The 19,277-nt window shown below is 67.9% G+C and carries 1 protein-coding gene; it reads left to right on the forward strand.

What is annotated here, in order from left to right; translation table 11 throughout:
- Positions 1-78: 78 nt before the first annotated feature.
- On the forward strand, positions 79-19,257 hold the full coding sequence (locus FKR81_RS45565) for a non-ribosomal peptide synthase/polyketide synthase (RefSeq protein WP_186762711.1): 19,179 nt from the start codon (positions 79-81) through the stop codon (positions 19,255-19,257).
- Positions 19,258-19,277: the final 20 nt, after the last annotated feature.

A 19,277-nucleotide genomic window follows, 5' to 3' on the forward strand; every position in this document is an offset into this window, starting at 1 on the left:
CATCTTCTGTCCTGTGTTCGCCGGTGTCCTGTGATGGCACTGGTCGCTCGATCGCGCCCGGAAGGTTCGAGATCCACCATGGCCCATGACACGATGCCGCACGAGACGGTGAGTTGTTCGATCCGGCTGTTCGGTGCGCTGGACGCGACCGCACTGGCCGAGGCCGCGCGGGGGCTGGGTGCTCGGCACGAGGCTCTTCGGTCCGTCGATGTCGACGTGCTGCGGGTGGCCGAGAACGAACACGTGGTGCTGCTCTCCGCGCACCGCAGCGAGGTCGATGAGCGGTCGTTGCACGTCCTGGTCGAGGAGCTCGGGGTCCTCTACACCGCTTCCGTCATCGACAGGCCCGCGGCGGAGACGCACGGACTGCCCATCCCCGCGGACCTCGCCGAACTCCACGACGCCAGTGCGGTCGACGTGCTCGTCGCGGCCGCGGCGATCGTGCTCTCCCGGTGGACGGGCCGGCGAGAAGTCCCCGTGGGCTTGCTGCTCGACGGCCGTGACGGCGATCTCGACCCGGCGGCCGGCTCGTTCACGACGGTGGTGACCCTGCGATCCCGAGTGGACGATTCGCGCCCGTTCTCGGACTTGCTGAGCCAGGTCGGCGGCTTGGCGCACGAGGCGAGCCTGGACGATTCGCCGCCGACGGTGGTGGTCGTCTCGGATCGGTTCGCCGGTACCCCGTCGTTCGGGGGACTGCGTCTCGCCGATCTCGTGGTGCGTCTGGTCGAGCACCGCGGTGGCGTGTCAGGCGTGATCGAACACCAACGAGATGGCTTCGATCCTCTCGCGGCGGAAAGGTTTGCCCAGCACCTCAGCCGAGTGCTCGAGGTTGCCGCCGGGGACCCGGCCGTGCCGGTGGGGAAGATCGACGTTCTGGGAGTGGCTGAGCGCGAGCGGTTGTTGGTGGGGTGGAACGACACTGCTCGGGCTGTTCCAGGACTGACGCTGGCCGAGTTGGTCGAGAGGCAGGTTCAGCGCTCGCCGGAAGCGACGGCCGTGGTGTTCGAGGGCGGGTCGTTGAGTTTCGCGGAGTTGGACGTGCGGGCGAATCGGCTTGCGCACGTGTTGATCGGGCGCGGTGTGGGTCCCGAGGGGATCGTGGCGTTGGTGTTGCCGCGGTCGGTGGAGATCGTTGTCGCGCAGCTGGCGGTGGCGAAGGCGGGTGGGGCGTACCTGCCGGTCGATCCGGCCTATCCGGCTGAGCGCATCGCGTTCATGTTGTCGGACTCGTGTCCGGTGCTGGTGGTGACAACGGCGGAGTTCGCGGGTGTGGTGCCCGGTGCCGACGTGGTGCTGCTCGATGAACTGTCCGCTGTGGACGGAGATGATCGCTGTCCGGTCGACCAGGATCGGCTGACCCCGTTGGAGTTGGCGAATCCCGCCTATGTGATCTACACGTCCGGGTCGACGGGACGTCCGAAGGGCGTCGTCGTGTCGCATGCCGGGCTGGCGAGCTTCTCAGCGGCGGAGGTTGAGCACTACGAGGTCGGTGCTGGTGATCGGGTGTTGCAGTTCTCGTCGCCGAGTTTCGACGCATCGGTGCTCGAGTTGTGCATGTCGCTGCCCGCGGGAGCGGCGTTGGTGATTCCTCCGCCGGGTCCGTTGCTGGGGGAGGAGTTGGCGGATGTCGTGGCGTCCCAGGGCGTGACGCACGCGTTGATTCCGCCGGTGGCGCTGTCGACGGTTGCCGAAAGCGTGGACTTGCCGGGGTTGCGGATGCTGGCGGTAGGTGGGGACGCGTGTTCGGCGGAGCTGGTGGCGCGGTGGGCGCCGGGTCGGCGGTTGATCAACTCGTATGGCCCGACGGAGTCCACTGTGGTCTCGACGTGGAGCGGTCCGTTGTCGGCGGGGGAGGTGCCCCCGATCGGCAGGCCGATCTGGAACACACGGGTGTTCGTGCTGGACAGCGGGTTGCGTCCGGTTCCCGTGGGTGTCGTCGGTGAATTGCACGTGGCCGGCGCGGGGCTGGCGCGCGGGTATCTGGGGCGTGCGGGCCTGACGGCGGAGCGGTTCGTGGCGTGCCCGTTCGGGCCCGCGGGGGCCAGGATGTATCGGACCGGAGACCGGGTTCGGTGGAATCCGGCGGGTGACCTGGAGTTCATCGGCCGGGTGGACCATCAGGTGAAGGTGCGAGGGTTCCGGATCGAGCCTGGTGAGATCGAGACGGTGCTACGAGGGCACGCGGAAGTCGACGACGTTGTCGTCGTGGCACAGGAACAGCTGTCAGGCGTCAAGCGGCTGGTGGCCTACGTCGCCGCGTCGAACGTCGATGAGGCGTTGCCGGCCGAGCTGCGGGTCATGACTGCCGAACGCTTGCCGGACTACATGGTTCCGGCGGTGTTCGTGGTGCTGGACCGATTGCCGTTGAGTCCGAACGGCAAGTTGGATCGTCTGGCGTTGCCTGAGCCGTCCGGTACGGCGCCGGGGGTGGGACATGTGGAGCCGCGGACCGGCACTGAACGGGTTCTGGCCGGGATCTGGGCGGACGTTCTGGGTGTGCGGCGAGTCGGTGTCGAGGACGACTTCTTCGAACTCGGCGGTGACTCGATCCTCGGCGCCCGAGTGCTGGCGCGAGTGCGCGGGGCGTTCGGGATCGGACTTTCCGCGCGTGCCGTGTTCGACGCCAGTACCGTCGCGGAGCTCGCCGAGTTGCTGCCGGTGCGGGCGGAGTCCGCGCACGCGGCGGAGATCACTCCTGCACGGAGGGATCAGGCGTTGCCGCTTTCCTCCGCGCAGCAACGGTTGTGGTTCCTCGATGATCTGACCAGGGGAGGGACGGAGTACAACACCGGTGTCGGGCTGCGCCTGTCCGGAACAGTGGATGTCGAGGCGCTGCGGAGCGCGTTGACCGCTCTGAGCGCCCGGCACGAAGCGCTGCGAACGACAGTCCACACCGTGGACGGCCGTGGAGTCCAGGTCGTGGCCGCGGAAGCGGACCTCCCGCTGCGCGAGGTCACCCTGTCCACCGCGGAGGAGCTGGATCAGGTTCTGGCCGAGGAGCTGACCCTGCCATTCGACCTCCGGCAGGGCCCGCTGACCCGCGCGGTGTTGGTGCGGATCGCCGACGACGACCACGTGCTGATGCTCGGCCAGCATCACATCGTCACCGATGGCTGGTCGGTCGGCCTGCTGGTGGATGAGCTCGGCAAGCTCTACGCGGGCACGGCGGACCTGTGCGAACTGCCGATCCAGTACCCGGATTTCGCGGTGTGGCAGCGCTTGCAGCTGTCCACCCCCGCCGCGGCCGGGCAACTGGGCTACTGGAAGCGGAAGCTGGCCGGTATCCAGGCGCTCGAACTGCCCACCGACCGGCCACGTCCGCGGCTGCGGACGAGTTCCGGTGCGATTCACCGTGCGTCCTTGCCGTCGGAGCTGGTCGAAGGACTGACGGCGATGGGACGTGAACACGGAGCCACTGTGTTCATGACCCTCACCGCGGCCGTGCAGGTGTTGTTCTCGCGTTACGGCGATCAGCGGGACATCTCGATCGGAACCGTGGTCGCCGGACGAGACAGAGCCGAGCTGGAGAACCTCGCCGGCTTCTTCGTCAACACCCTCGTCCTGCGGTCGTGGGTCGAGCCTGCCCGGCCGTTCACCGAGTTCCTTCGCGAGGTCCGCGAGACCGTGCTGGAAGCGTTCGCCAACGGCGAGGTCCCCTTCGACAGCGTCGTCGAGGAGCTGCGACCCGAACGCGACCCCAGCCGGACGCCGCTCGTGCAGGCCTTGGTCGTGCTGCAGAACGCGATGATCCGGCCGCACGAGGCCGGTGGACTGCGGATCACCGAGCAGGACCTGCCGCGACCATCGGCCAGGTTCGACCTCGTGGTCGAGTTCTGGCCGCGCGGCGGCGAAGCCGGGCCCCAGGAGATGGATGTCGCGATCGAGTACAACACCGACCTGTTCGACGCGCACACCGTGGAGCGGATGACCGATCACCTCCTGGTTCTGCTGAAGGGAATCCTCACCGAACCGGGCCGGCCGCTGGCGCAGCTGCCCCTGCTGACCGACGCCGAACAGCACCAGGTGGTCGTGACGTGGAACGACACCACGCAGGACGTCCCCACGACGACGTTGCCGGCGCTGTTCGAGGCGCAGGTGGCCCGGACACCAGAGGCCACGGCCCTGGTCTGCGACGACGTCCGTCTGTCCTACGTGGAGCTGAACCAGCGCGCCAACCGGTTGGCGCATCTGCTGATCAGCCGAGGCGTGGGGCCCGAACGATTCGTGGTGCTGGCGATGCCGCGGTCGGCAGACCTCGTCGTGGCGGCCATGGCCGTGCTGAAGGCCGGCGCCGCGTACCTGCCGATCGACCCCGGCTACCCGGCGGAGCGGATCGCCCTGATCCTCGACGACGCCCGGCCCGAGTTGGTGCTGGCGACGACTGGCGTCACCGACCAGATCCCCGCCCACGAAGACGTGGTTCAGCTGGTCCTCGACGATCCCGTTGTTGTCGAGGCGCTCGCCGGGAGCCCGGCCGGAGATCCGGCGGGCGGCCTGCTCGCGGCCAATCCGGCTTACGTGATCTACACCTCCGGTTCGACCGGCAGGCCCAAGGGGGTCGTGGTCACGCACCGGAGCATGGTCGACCTGGTGGCGTGGGCGGCGGCAGAGTTCGGCGCGACCGGCCTGTCCAGCGTCGTGGCATCGACCTCGCTGACTTTCGACGTGTCCGTGTTCGAGATCTTCGGTCCACTGGCCGTCGGCGGGACCGTCCAGATCGTGCGCGACCTGCTGGCGCTCGGCGAGGGCGTGGTGACCGAGCCGGTCAGTCTGATCGGCGGCGTTCCCTCGGCGTTCGCCCAGCTGCTCGCTCAGGACGGACTACCCGTCAGCGCGGGTGCTGTCGTCCTCGCGGGTGAGGCGCTGCCGGCGAAAATGGTCCGGGACATCCGTACCGCACTGCCCAGCAGCCGGATCGCCAACATCTACGGCCCGACCGAGGCGACGGTGTACGCGGCGGCCTGGTACTCCGACGGTGGCGATCAGCAGCAGGCGCCGCCGATCGGCCGTCCCATCGCCAACACCACCGCCTACGTGCTCGACCCGTCGCTTCGACCCACCCCGATCGGCGTACCCGGCGAACTCCACCTGGGCGGCCGCGGCCTGGCCCGCGGATACCTCAACCGGCCGGGCCTGACCGCCGACCGCTTCATCGCCGACCCGTTCGGTGAGCCGGGTGCCCGGATGTACCGCACCGGAGACGTGGTGCGGTGGAACCGCGCCGGTGAGCTGGAGTACCTCGGCCGGGCCGACCACCAGGTGAAGATCCGCGGATTCCGGATCGAACTCGGCGAGGTCGAGGCCGCTCTGCGTCAGCACGAGGACATCGCGGAAGTGGTCGTGGTCGTGCGGCAGGAGGAGTCCGGGCACAAACGGCTCGTGGCCTATGTCGTCGCAGCGGCCATCGACGTCGCCGAGCTGCGCGACTTCCTCTGCCGGACGCTGCCGGACCACATGGTTCCGTCGGCGTTCGTCGCCCTCGACGGATTTCCGCTCAACTCCAGCGGGAAGCTGGACCGCGCGGCCCTACCGGCACCGGACTTCGGCGCGGGCCGGACCGGTTACGCGGGCCCCAGGACCCAAGTCGAGCGCACGCTCGTCCAGATCTGGGCCGACGTGCTCGGGCTGGAGCGGGTCGGCGTCCAGGACAACTTCTTCGGCCTGGGTGGTGACTCGATCCTGAGCATCCAGGTCGTGTCCCTGGCACGGCGAGCGGGCTTGATGATGATGTCGAGAGACCTGTTCCTCCATCAGACCGTCGCGTCCCTCGCTCCGCACGTGACAACGGCGCGGGCCGGAGTGATCGATCAGGGTGCGGTGGCGGGACCGGTGCCCTTGACGCCGATTCAGCACTGGCTGTTCGACGCCCGCACGACCGGATCGGAGCACTTCGGCCAATCGCTCGCGGTGGAACTGGCCGGAGATGTCGACCACGGGGCACTCCGGGGTGCGCTGAACGCGGTGATCGCTCACCACGACGCCCTGCGCATGCGGTTCGAGGTCGCGGATGGCCGGTGGTCGCAGCACAACGCTCCCGCCGAGGCCGCGGACGTTCTCGAAGTGCGGAACGCGTGCGATGTGGACGGCGACGGGCGAGTGACCTTCGACCTCGGTCGAGGGCCGCTGCTCAAGGCGGTGCTGGTGGTCGGTGGCGAGCGGCCGGTGCTGTCGTTGGCCGTGCATCACCTGGTGGTGGACGGTGTGTCGTGGCGGATCCTGCTGGAGGACATCGACGCCGCGTACCGGAACGCGGCCCTGCGCCCGAAGACCACGTCGTTCCAGGACTGGTCGCTCAAACTCACCGAGCACGCGCTCGACGGCGGGTTCGACGACGAACTGACGTACTGGGACGCGACCACGTCGACAGACGAAACCGGCCCCGCCGACATCGAGCGGGGCGGTGTCGCCTCGACGCGGTCAGTCTCAGCGGTGCTGACCGCCGCGGAGACGAAAGCGTTGCTGCAGGACGTTCCGCGGGTGTATCGGACGCAGGTCAACGATGTGCTGCTGGCGGCGTTGGGCCGGGTGCTGGGGAGCTGGACCGGTCGCGACCGGGTCGTGGTGGACCTGGAAGGTCACGGTCGTGAGGAAGTCCTTGCCGATGTGGACACATCTCGCACGGTGGGGTGGTTCACGACCATGTTCCCAGTGGTGCTGGAGGCGACTTCCGGCGAGTGGGGCACAGCGCTGAAGTCGGTCAAGGAGCAGCTGCGTTCGGTACCACAGCGCGGATTCGGGTACGGAGCCCTGCGCCATCTCGCGCACAAGCTGCCGCACACACCCGCGTCACCCGTGCGGTTCAACTACCTCGGCCAGGCCGACTGGGTGACCGGCGACAGTGCGCTGTACCGCGGTCTGCACAGCGGGCTCGAGTTGAGTGACGATCCGGCGGCCCGTCGTACCCATGCGCTCGACATCGTAGGCATGGTCGAGGAAGGGACGCTGAAGTTCACCTGGTTCTACTCGGTGACCGTGCACGACGAGGACACTGTCCGCGCAGTGGCCGAGGAGTTGGTCTCGGCGTTGCGGGAGATCATCGCGCACTGCGCTCTGGCTGAGTCAGGAGGCCGCACCCCGTCGGACTTCCCGCTGGCGCGACTGGATCAGGCGGGCGTGGATCTCCTCGCCGGTGACGGACGCACCGTCGAGGACATCTACCCGCTCACTCCGGCCCAGCGGGGAATGGTGTTCCACGGTGTCTCGCAAGGTGATCAGAGCGTCTACTTCCAGCAGCTCACGTTCGTGCTCGACGGCGTTCCCGACCCGCGGACGCTGGCACTGTCCTTCCAGCACGCGGTCGATCAGAATCCGGTGTGCCGCAGCAGTGTCCTCTGGGACGACGTCGACGAGCCACTGCAACTGGTCATGCGCGAAGCCGCGATTCCGGTGTCCTTCCTGGACTGGAGCGAGTTGTCCGCGGTCGACCGAACACGGCAGCTCGCCGAGTTCCTGGTCGCGGACCAGGTGCGGGGACTGGACCTGGGAACCGCCCCGTTGATGCGGCTCGCGCTGGCGCGGCTGTCAACCGGCGAGGTCCAGGTGGTGTGGACCTTCCACCACGTGCTGCTGGACGGGTGGAGCATCTTCAGCGTTCTCTCGGATGTGTTCGCCGCCCACGCCGCGCTCGCCGGAGGCCGGCGTCCCGAGCCGGTGAGCCGCCGGCCGTTCCACGACTACCTGCGGTGGTTGTCCGAACAGGATCAGGACGCGAGTGACGCGTACTGGCGGGAAGTCGTCGGGGATCTCGATTCGCCGACGCCGTTGCCCTACGACCGGCCACCGCTGGACGCCCACCACGCCGAGTCGTCGGACACCGTGGACGCGACCCTCTCCCCGGAGCAGACGGACCGGTTGCGTGCGATGACCCAGCAGGCCGGTCTGACGTTGAGCACGGTCGTCCAAGGTGCTTGGGCGTTGGTGTTGTCCGCGTGCAGCGGTCAACGGGACGTGGTGTTCGGGACGACCGTGTCAGGTCGCCCGGCCGAACTGGCCGGGGTGGAGTCGATGATCGGCATGTTCATCAACACCATCCCGACCAGAGTGGGCATTCGCTGGCAGCAGAGCCTGCTGGAGTGGTTGCGGGAGCTGCAGGCCGGCCAGGCCGAGGCCCAGCGGTTCGGCTACGTCTCGCTGGCGCGGCTGCAGAAGAGCGGCACCGCTCTGTTCGACAGCATCGTGGTGGTCGAGAACTATCCGATCGACGTCGAAGCCGCCGCCTCACGTGGCTTGGGGTTGCGCGAGCTGTCGGCGGTGGAAACGACGAACTACCCGCTGAGCGTCATGGTGACTCCCGGACGGCAGTTGTCGGTCGAGCTCGGCTACGACCCGGCCCTGTTCGACGCGGCCACGATCAACCGGCTGACTCAGCGCCTCGCACTCGTGCTGGGCGGCATCGCCGATGACGTGGAACGACGGGTGTCCCAGCTCCTCGTCACGACAGCTGCCGAACGCCATCAGGTCGTCGTCGAGTGGAACAGCACCGACAACGAGCTCCCGCGGGCCACGGTGTCGAGTTTGTTCACCGATCAGGCAAGTCGCACCCCGCAGGCCGTGGCCCTGACTTCGGACGCCGGATCGCTGAGCTACGCCGAACTGGACTCGCGGGCGAACCAGCTCGCGAATCGCCTGATCGGCTTGGGTGTGCGACCGGAGGACCTCGTCGGTGTGCTGATGGAGCGCTCGATCGACGTCGTGGTCGCGGAACTCGCGGTGGTCAAAGCCGGTGGGGCTTACGTACCGGTCGATGTGCGGGCGCCCGCTGACCGGATGCGCGCCATGCTGGTCGGCGTCTCGGTGCTGCTGGTCGATCAGCGTTGGGTGCCGACCGCCCGCGATGTCTGCAGTGGACATCTCATTGCCGTGGACGGCGATCTCTCGTTGGCGCGGGAGTCGACTGCCCAGCCTGCCGCGGTCATCGATCCGGAGAACCTCGCATACGTGATGTACACGTCGGGTTCGACGGGCACTCCGAAGGGGGTGATGGCCCGCCAGTGCGACGTCGCCTCGTTCGCCATGGACCGCCGGTTCCGCGGCGGTGGACACGAGTGCGTACTCCTGCACTCACCGCTGGCCTTCGACGCCTCGACGTACGAGTTGTGGGTGCCCCTGCTCAACGGGGGACGGGTCGTGCTGGCACCGCCGGGTGATGTGGACGCGGACGTGCTGCGCCGGATGATCGACCAGCACGGGGTGACCGCGGTGTTCCTCACCTCCGGGCTGTTCCGGATGGTGGCCCAGGACGCACCCGACTGCCTCGCCGGCGCGCAGGAGGTCTGGACCGGCGGAGAGGTCGTTCCGGCCGCGGCGTTGCGTCGCGTGTCGGCCGCCTGCCCAGGGCTCGTGGTCGTTGACGTCTACGGGCCGACCGAGACGACCACGTACGCCACCCAGCGGAGCATGGTCGGCGTGGACGCGGTACCCGACGTGGTGCCGATCGGTCGCCCGCTGGACAACGTGCGAGTGCACGTGTTGGACAGCGCGTTGCGGCCGGTGCCGATCGGTGCGCCGGGCGAGCTGCACATCGCCGGTGCCGGGTTGGCGCGCGGGTATCTGGACCAGCCCGGACTGACCGCGGACCGGTTCGTGGCGGTGCCGGACCTCGGCGCTGCCGGCGAACGGATGTACCGCACGGGTGACGTGGTCCGGTGGACCGCTGGTGGTGAACTGGAGTTCGTCGGCCGGGCGGACGACCAGGTGAAGATCCGCGGGTTCCGGATCGAGCTCGGCGAGATCGAAGCCGCGCTGCTGGACCACGCCGACGTGGCCGAGGCCGTCATCGTCGCGCCTGGCGACAGCGCCGGTCGCAAGAGGCTCGTCGCCTACGTCGTGGGTTCGCCGGGGCGAATCCCCGACACCGCGGAGTTGCGCACGTTCCTGGCGCGAACTCTGCCGGACTACATGGTGCCCTCGGTGTTCGTACCGCTGGACCGGTTGCCGCTCAACGTCAACGGCAAGGTCGATCGCCGTGCGCTGCCCGAGGTCGACTGGGCCGGGCTGACGACGTCCGGCCATGTGGCACCACGTGATGCCGCGGAGCTGGAGCTCGCCAGGATCTTCGCCGAGGTCCTCCGCGTGTCGCAGGTGGGTGTCGAGGACAACTTCTTCGAGCTGGGCGGCGATTCGATTCTCAGCATTCAAGTCGCTTCCCGCGCGCGCCAGGCCGGTCTCACGATTCTGCCCCGGGATCTGTTCCGGCACCCCACCGTGGCCTCGTTGGCCGCCGGCGGTGCCGGCGCCGTGCTGACGGCTGTCGACCAGGGGCCGGTGACCGGCGACCTGCCGTTGACGCCGATCCAGAGTTGGTTCTTCGAGACCCAGACCGTGCATCCGGAGCACTTCAACCAGTCGATCCTCGCCGAACTGGACCTGGACACCGACCGCGCCGCGCTCGCCGATGCGCTGGCCGCGGTGATCGCTCACCACGACGCGTTGCGGATGCGGTTCGACGACGTCGACGGTCAGTGGACGCAGCACAACGCTCCGATTGAACCGGTCGACGTTCTCCAGGTGCACACCCTGCCCGATGCTGACGTGCAGCCGGTGATCGACGCGATGCACGCGAGTTTCGACCTGCGCCGTGGGCCGCTGCTCAAGGCGGCGTTGTTCGACCGCGGCGAGACTCGGCGGCCGTTGCTGTTCATAGCGGTGCACCACCTCGTGGTGGACGGCGTGTCATGGCGGATCCTGCTGGAGGACATCGACACCGCCTACCGGAACCTTCCCCTGCAGCCGAAGACGACGTCGTTCCGGGACTGGTCCGTGCGGCTGACCGACCACGCGCACAACGGCGGGTTCTCGGACGAGCTGGCGCACTGGGCGACCGTGACCACCGATCACGAGCCGGCGTTGCCAGCCGATGATCACGGTGCCAACACGATCGGGTCGATGCGGGAGGTGGTGGTGCGCCTGGGAGTCGAGGAGACCAAGGCGTTGCTGCAGGACGTTCCCGCGGTGTATCGCACGCAGGTCAACGATGTTCTGCTGAGTGCACTCACCCGGACGCTGTCCCGGTGGTCGGGCCGTGACCAGGTGCTCGTCGACCTCGAGGGACACGGTCGTGAGGAGTTGTTCTCCGACGTCGACCTGTCCCGGACCGTCGGGTGGTTCACCAGCATGTTCCCGGTGGTGCTGGACGCCGGCGCGGGTGACTGGGGTTCGGTGCTGAAGGCGGTCAAAGAACAGCTGCGTTCCGTGCCCAGACGTGGCGTTGGCCACGGTGCCCTCCGTCATCTCGCCGGCACCACTCTGTCGGTTTCCGAAGCATCACCACAGGTCAGCTTCAACTACCTCGGCCAGTTCGACTGGTCCACCGGTGGCCTCTTCCACGAAGTCCGTGGCGGTGTGGGCGGTGCTGCGAGTCCGCGGGCACCCAGGCCGCACTTGCTCGACGTGGTCGGCCGAGTTGAGCGCGGGGCACTGGAACTCACTTGGTACTACTCGCCGAACGTGCACCGCGAGCCGACCGTTCAGTCGTTGGCGCAGCACGTGGTCCACGCACTCCGTGAGATCATCGCGCATTGCGCCGAGCCGGGGGCAGGTGGCCGCACCCCGTCGGACTTCCCGTTGGCGGGCCTCGATCAGGCTGCTGTGGACGTTCTGGCCGGCGACGGGAGCCGCGTCGAGGACGTCTATCCGCTGACGTCGATGCAGGCCGGGATGCTGTTCCACAGCCTGGTGGACACGAGCTCGGGTGCCTACCTCAACCAGGTGCGCCTTCGCCTGTCCGGTGTTCGTGACCCGGCGGCGATGGGAACCGCATGGCAACGGGTCCTGGACCGCACTCCGATGCTGCGCAGCAGTGTGGTGTGGGACGGTCTCGCCGAGCCCTTGCAGGTCGTGGCGCGCGATGTGGTGTTGCCGGTCCACTACGACGACTGGACGGTATCGGATTCCGCCTCCGCGGGGGAAAGTACGTCGGCGGAGTGGACAGCGCAGCGGCAGGACGACGAACTGGTGCGCGTTCTCGCCGATGGCAGGGCCGAGGGGCTGGATCTCGCCGAACCACCGCTGATGCGGCTCGCTGTGATCACGACATCGCCCGACCAGGTCTTGCTGGTGTGGACCTTCCACCACGTGCTGCTCGACGGGTGGAGCGCGGCCCAGGTGTTCCAGGAGGTGTGCGAGCAGTACGCGTCGATCGTCGAGGAGCGTGTGCCGGACCTGCCTGCCAGAAGGCCGTTCCGCGACTACATCGAGTGGCTGTCCGAACGCGACCTCGGTGAGGCCGAGGAGTACTGGCGAGCCTTGCTCGGCGATGTCGAGTCCACCACCCTGTTGCCCTACGACCGGAAACCTGGCGAGGCGCATCGGAGGCTGTCCTCCAAGACCGTCCGCATCACGCTTTCCGCTGAGGAATCCGCGCGTGTCCGGACAGCGGCGCAACGGAACGGCTTGACGCTGAGCACAGTCGTTCAGGGCGCGTGGGCCGTGTTGTTGTCGGCGTACAGCGGACAGCAGGACGTGGTGTTCGGCACGACTGTGTCGGGCCGCCCGGCCGAACTGCCCGGCGTGGAACCCATGGTCGGCTTGTTCATCAACACGGTGCCGACACGAGTGGGTGTCCAAGGTGCCAGGCGGCTGGTCTCGTGGCTGCGTGATCTGCAGGCGACTCAGGCGGAGTCGCGGCGTTTCGAGTACGTCTCCCTGGCTCAGCTGCAGAACTGGTGCGGTACGAACCTCTTCGACAGCATCGTGGTGTTCGAGAACTACCCGTTCAACCCCGGCGCCACGGCCAGGCACGGAATCAGCCTGGTCGAGTCGCAGGACGTGGAGCCCACCAACTACCCGCTCACGGTCGTGGTGAGCCCCGACACCGAACTGTCCATCCGGCTCGACTACGACCCGACGTTGTTCCAAGCCACCACGATCGAGCGGATGGCGGCCAACCTCGAAGCTCTGCTGTCGAGCATCTCCAGGGACTTCGGCCGGACCCTGCGCGAGTTGCACGCGGTGTCCCCGGCCGAGCGCATCCACGTCTTGCTGAAGTGGAACGAGAACGTCCGCGGGGTCGAGCACGCGACAGTTCCCGAGAAGTTCGCCGCTCAGGTGTCGCGTGCGCCGGAAGCGGTGGCGCTCGTGACGGACGGCTCGTCCTTGACGTACGCGGAGTTGGACGCGTGGTCGAACCGGTTGGCACATCGCCTTGACCGGCTGGGAGTTGACCGGGAACAGCGCGTCGGTCTGCTGATGGCCCGATCTGCCGACTTCGTCGTCGCCGAGCTGGCGGTGCTCAAGGCCGGTGGGGCGTACGTACCGGTGGATCTGCGCGCTCCGGTGGATCGGATGCGGGCGATCCTGACGGAGGCCGGTGCATCGGTGCTGATCACCGATCAGACCTGGCACGAGACAGCTTCATCGGTGCACAACGGATCTGTTGTGCTGGCGACCGACGTCGACGCGGAGTCGAGTGACTCGCCTGAGGTGCGGATCGATCCGGACGGTCTTGCGTACGTGATGTACACGTCGGGCTCTTCGGGAGTGCCGAAGGGTGTGGCGGTGTGCCATCGCGATGTCGTCGCACTGGCCGCGGACAGGCGGTTCGCAGGTGGCGCCCACGACCGCGTGCTGCTGCATTCCGCGTCGGCATTCGACGCGTCGACGTACGAGGTGTGGGTTCCGCTGCTGACCGGAGGCCGGGTCGTGGTGGCGTCGGCGGGTGACGTGGATCCCGATGTGTTGCGTGTGCTGGTCTCCCACCACGGTGTGACGGCGTTGTGGCTGACGGCGGGGTTGTTCACCGTGCTGGCACAGGATGATCCGTCATGTCTGGCGGGGGTGTCCGAGGTGTGGACCGGTGGGGATGTCGTGCCCGCCGGCGCGGTGCGCCGGGTGCTGGAGGCATGTCCGGGGTTGGCTGTCGTCGACGGCTACGGTCCGACGGAGACGACGACGTTCGCGACCGCTTACCGGTCGCCGAGCCTGGTGCCGGACATCGTGCCCATCGGAAGTCCTATGGACGGCAAACAAGTCTACGTTCTGGACGGCGGCTCCGGGCCGGTTCCCATCGGTGCCCCAGGGGAGTTGTTCATCGCGGGAGCCGGAGTCGCTCGGGGATACCTCGGCCGTCCCGGTTTGACCGCGGAGTCCTTCATCGCTGATCCGTTCGGCACTCCCGGCGGCCGGATGTACCGGACGGGGGATGTCGCACGCTGGACGGGCGACGGCGTGGTGGAGTTCGTCGGCCGCGCCGATGATCAGGTCAAGGTGCGCGGTTTCCGGATCGAGCTGGGTGAGATCGAGGCGGCGCTGATCGGTCATGACGGTGTCGGTGAAGCCGTGGTCGTCGCTCGCCAGGACCGCAGCGGTGTCAAACGACTCGTGGCATATGTCGTGCCGGACAGCGGAGGCGGTGTCGACGTCGAAGAGCTGCGGCGGCACGCGGCTGTGCTGCTGCCCGACTACATGGTCCCCTCCGCGGTGCTGGTGCTGGATGAACTACCGCTGACCCGCAACGGAAAGCTCGACCGGGACGCACTGGCCGCCAAGGACTTCCACAGCTCACTCGCCGACCACGTGGCACCGCGCACCGCCGCGGAGACCGAACTGGTGCGGATCTGGGCCGAGGTCCTGGGCGTGCAGCAGGTCGGTGTCGAGGACGACTTCTTCGAGCTGGGCGGCGATTCGATCCTGAGCATCCAGGTCGTGTCCAGAGCTCGGAAGTCCGGATTCGGGATGACGCCGAGAGATCTGTTCCGCTATCCCACTGTCGCAGGGCTCGCGGCCAGTGTCAGTGAGGTCGTCGCCGAGCGGGTCGACCAGGGTGCGGTGACCGGCGATGTGCCGCTGACCCCGATTCAGCACTGGTACTTCCAGACCAACCCGGATCACGCCGAGCACTTCGACCAGTCGGTGCTGATCGAACTGGGTGGCGGAGCGGACGAGGAGGCTCTCCGCGGTGCGTTGGCGGCGGTGGTCAGCCACCACGACGCGCTGCGGATGTGCTTCGACGTGGTCGACGGCCGCTGGACACAACACAACGCTCCGGTCGAACCGGTTGATCTGTTGCAGGTCTGCGACTTGCCCGATGCAGAGGGTGAATCGGCGATGCGGGACATCTCCGCGAATGTGCACGCAGGCTTCGACCTCGCCGGCGGGCCGTTGCTGAAGGCGGTGTTGTTCCGGTTCCCCGGTGACCGGCGGCCGGTGTTGTTGCTGGCCGTGCATCACCTGGTGGTGGACGGTGTGTCGTGGCGGATCTTGCTCGAGGACGTCAACGCCACCTATCAGCAGTTGGTCGCCGGTGAGCCGGTCAACATCGAGCAGAAGACGACCGCGTTCCGCGACTGGGCGTTGCGGCTCACCGAGTTCGCGCTCGGCGGCGGGTTCGATGACGAACTGACGCACTGGGCCGAGGTGCGAGGCGATCCCGGTCTCCCGGTGGACCGCGGTGGGGACAACACCGCCGCTTCGGTCCGGTCGGTGTCGGTGGGTCTGGGCGTCGCGGAGACCGAGTCGTTGTTGCGAGATGTTCCCGGGGTGTACCGGACACAGGTCAACGACGTGCTGCTGGCGGCGTTGGGCCGGGTGCTGGGCCGGTGGACCGGTCGCGACCGGGTCGTGGTGGATCTTGAAGGGCACGGTCGTGAGGAGGTCCTCGCCGGCGTGGACGTGTCTCGCACGGTGGGGTGGTTCACGAGCATGTTCCCGGTGGTCCTGGATGGCGGCGCGGGTGAATGGGGCTCGACGCTGAAGTCGGTGAAGGAAGGGCTGCGTGCGGTGCCACGTCGCGGCTCGGGCTACGGAGCCCTGCGCTACCTCGCGGGCCGTGAGGTGACGTCCACGCCGCCGGTCAGCTTCAACTACCTGGGCCAGTTCGACTGGACGAACCTCGGTGAAGGCCTGTTCCACGAGGTGCTCGGTGGCCTTCAGTCCGACATCAGCGCCGACGCCGCTCGCGGACACCTGCTCGACGTCGTGGGAAGTGTCGAGGACAAGCGACTGGAGTTCACCTGGTTGTACTCGAGCGACGTGCACGAGGAGAGCACGATCCGGGTCCTGGCGGAGAAGCTGGTGGCGGCACTGCGCGAGATCATCGCGCACTGCGCCGAACCGGGCGCGGGTGGTCGTACTCCGTCCGATTTCCCGCTGGCCGGACTCGACCAGGCAGGGGTGGATCGGCTCGTGGGAGACGGACGTTCGGTCGAGGACGTCTACCCCATGACACCGATGCAGGCCGGCATGGTGTTCCACGGGGTGTCGCAGGAAGGGCAGGGCCTCTACTTCGAGCAGGCGACGTTCGTGCTCGACGGCGTGCCCGATCCGGACGTGCTGGCCCGTGCTTTCCAGCACGTCGTCGACAGCACACCGGTTCTGCGCAGCGGCATGGTCTGGGAGGGTGTCGACGAGCCGCTGCAGCTGGTCCACGCCGAGGCTGAGGTCCCGGTGACCTTCCTCGACTGGGACTCCTCGACCGAGCAGGACCGTGAGCGCAGGCTGGCAGAGCTTCTGGCGGCCGACCGGTCCGAAGGGCTGGATCTGCGAGCCGTTCCGTTGATGCGGCTCGTTCTGGCGAGGCTGTCGGCCACCGAGGTCCAAGTCGTGTGGACCTTCCACCACGTCCTGCTGGACGGTTGGAGCGTCTTCCGCGTGCTGTCGGACGTGTTCGACGCGCACGCCGCTCTGGCCGGTGGACGGCCACCGACGCCCTCGAGCCGCCGTCCGTTCCGGGACTATCTCCGGTGGCTGGTGGAACAGGACCATGCTGCCGCGGAAACCCACTGGCGTCAGCTGCTCGCGAGCTACGAGGCGTCGGCGACGCTGCCGTACGACCGGACGCCGGTTCAGGCGTACGCCACCCGCTCGTCGGAGTGGCTCCCGTTCGAGTTGGGCGCCGGCCAGACGAGTCGCCTGCGCGACATGGCCCAGCGCAACGGATTGACCGTGAACACGGTGGTGCAAGGTGCCTGGGCTCTGCTGCTGTCCAGGTACAGCGGGCATCGCGATGTCTGCTTCGGCGCCACGGTGTCCGGCCGTCCCGCCGATCTGCCCGGCGTGGATGACATCACCGGCATATTCATCAACACACTGCCCGTCCGGGTAGCCGTCGATGATGCGTCCGGCCTGGTCGACTGGCTGCGGTCGCTGCAGGCTTCGCAGGCGGAGTCCCGGCGCTTCGACTTCGTGTCGCTGGGCAAGGTGCAGGGGTGGAGCGGGCTGCCGGGTGGGACGAACCTGTTCGACAGCATTCTGGTGTTCGAGAACTATCCGATCAACGACGAAGCAGCCGCTGTGCGCGGGTTGCGGCTGCGCGCGTTGTCGGCGGTGGAGACGACGAACTACCCGTTGAGCGTGGTGGTGTCTCCTGGTGAGCGGTTGTCGGTCGAGTTCGGCTACGACCCCCACCTGTTCGACGCCACGAGCATCGAGCGGATCGCCGGGCACTTGACCCGTGTGCTCGGACTGGTCGCCGACGATCCCACCGTTGTCCTGGGGCAGATCGACGTTCTGGCCGAGCGCGAGCGTGATCAGATCCTGGTGGAGTGGAACGACACCGCGCGGGACGTGCCGGGGCTGACGTTGGCGGAGCTGTTCGAGTGCCAGGTGGCGCGGACGCCCGAGGCGACAGCCGTGGTGTTCGAGGGCGGGTCGTTGAGTTACGCCGAGTTGGATGCGCGGGCGGATCGGCTGGCGCGTGCGTTGATCGATCGCGGTGTCGGGCCTGAGGGGATCGTGGCACTGGTTTTGCCGCGGTCAGCGGACATCGTGGTGGCGCAGCTGGCTGTGGCGAAGGCAGGCGGTGCGTATCTGCCGGTTGATCCTGCCTATCCGCCGGAGCGGATCGCGTTCATGTTGGCGGACGCACGTCCGGTGTTGGTGGTGACCACCGCTGATCTCGCCGCGATGCTGCCTGGCGACGTCCAGGTGACGGTGCTCGACCAGTCCGTTGTGGATGGACCGGTCGAGGTGGATCGGCTGCCGCCCGTGTCGTTGGCCAGTTCCGCGTACGTGATCTACACGTCCGGGTCGACGGGGACGCCGAAGGGCGTCGTGGTGTCCCATGCCGGGCTTGCGAGTTTCTCGGCGGCGGAGGTTGAGCACTACCAGGTGGGCGCTGGTGATCGAGTGCTGCAGTTCTCGTCGCCGAGCTTCGACGCGTCGGTGCTGGAGCTGTGCATGTCCTTGCCGGTCGGTGCGGCGTTGGTGGTGCCACCGCCAGGTCCGTTGCTGGGTGAGGCATTGGCGGACTTCGTCGTGTCGCAGGGCATCACACATGCGCTGATTCCGCCGGTGGCGTTGTCGACTGTGCCGGACGGCTCGGAGTTGCCAGGGCTGCGGATGCTCACAGTGGGTGGAGACGCGTGTCCGGCCGAGTTGGTGACGCGGTGGGCGGCTGGCCGGCGAATGATCAACTCGTACGGCCCGACGGAGTCCACGGTGGTGTCGACGTGGAGTGGCCCGTTGTCGCCGGGCGGTGTGCCCGCGATCGGTGGGCCGATCTGGAACACCAGGGTCTACGTCCTGGACGGTGCGGTGCGTCCGGTTCCAGTGGGCGTGGTGGGTGAGCTGTACGTGTCCGGCGCGGGGCTGGCACGGGGATATCTGAACCGCGCGGGCTTGACGGCGGAACGTTTTGTGGCGTGCCCGTTCGGGCCTGCCGGGTCCCGGATGTACCGGACGGGGGACCTCGCGCGGTGGAACTCGTCGGGCGAGTTGACGTTCGCCGGGCGAGTGGATCATCAGGTGAAGATTCGGGGGTTCCGGATCGAGCCCGGCGAGATCGAGGCGGTCCTGCGCCGGCACGCCGACGTCGACGATGTCGTCGTGGTCGCGGGTGAAGAGACGCCAGGAACCAAACGGCTGGTTGCCTATGTGGCGACATCGAACGCGAACGAGAACTTCGTCGGGACGCTCCGGGCCGTGGTGGCCGAGTCCCTGCCGGAGTACATGGTCCCGTCGGCGTTCGTGGTGCTGGACAGGTTGCCGTTGAGCCCCAACGGAAAGCTGGACCGGCGGGCGTTGCCTGAACCTTCTGGTGCGGTGCCGGGGGCGGGACATGTCGAGCCGCGAACCGACACCGAACGGATACTGGCCGGAATCTGGGCGGACGCTCTCGGTGTGCAACGGGTCGGGATCCATGACGACTTCTTCGACCTCGGTGGCGAATCGCTGAGCAGCCTCGGCATCGCGGCCAAGGCCAAGGTGGCGTTCGACATCTCGCTGACACCACGCGACGTTCTGGTCGCGCGAACGGTCTCCGCATTGGCTGACGTCGTCGAGGAACACGTCCTGCGTGAACTGGAAAGGCTCGTCGGATAGTCCGGGCACGGAACAGTGGG

Source organism: Lentzea tibetensis (genome assembly GCF_007845675.1).
Taxonomy (GTDB): domain Bacteria; phylum Actinomycetota; class Actinomycetes; order Mycobacteriales; family Pseudonocardiaceae; genus Lentzea; species Lentzea tibetensis.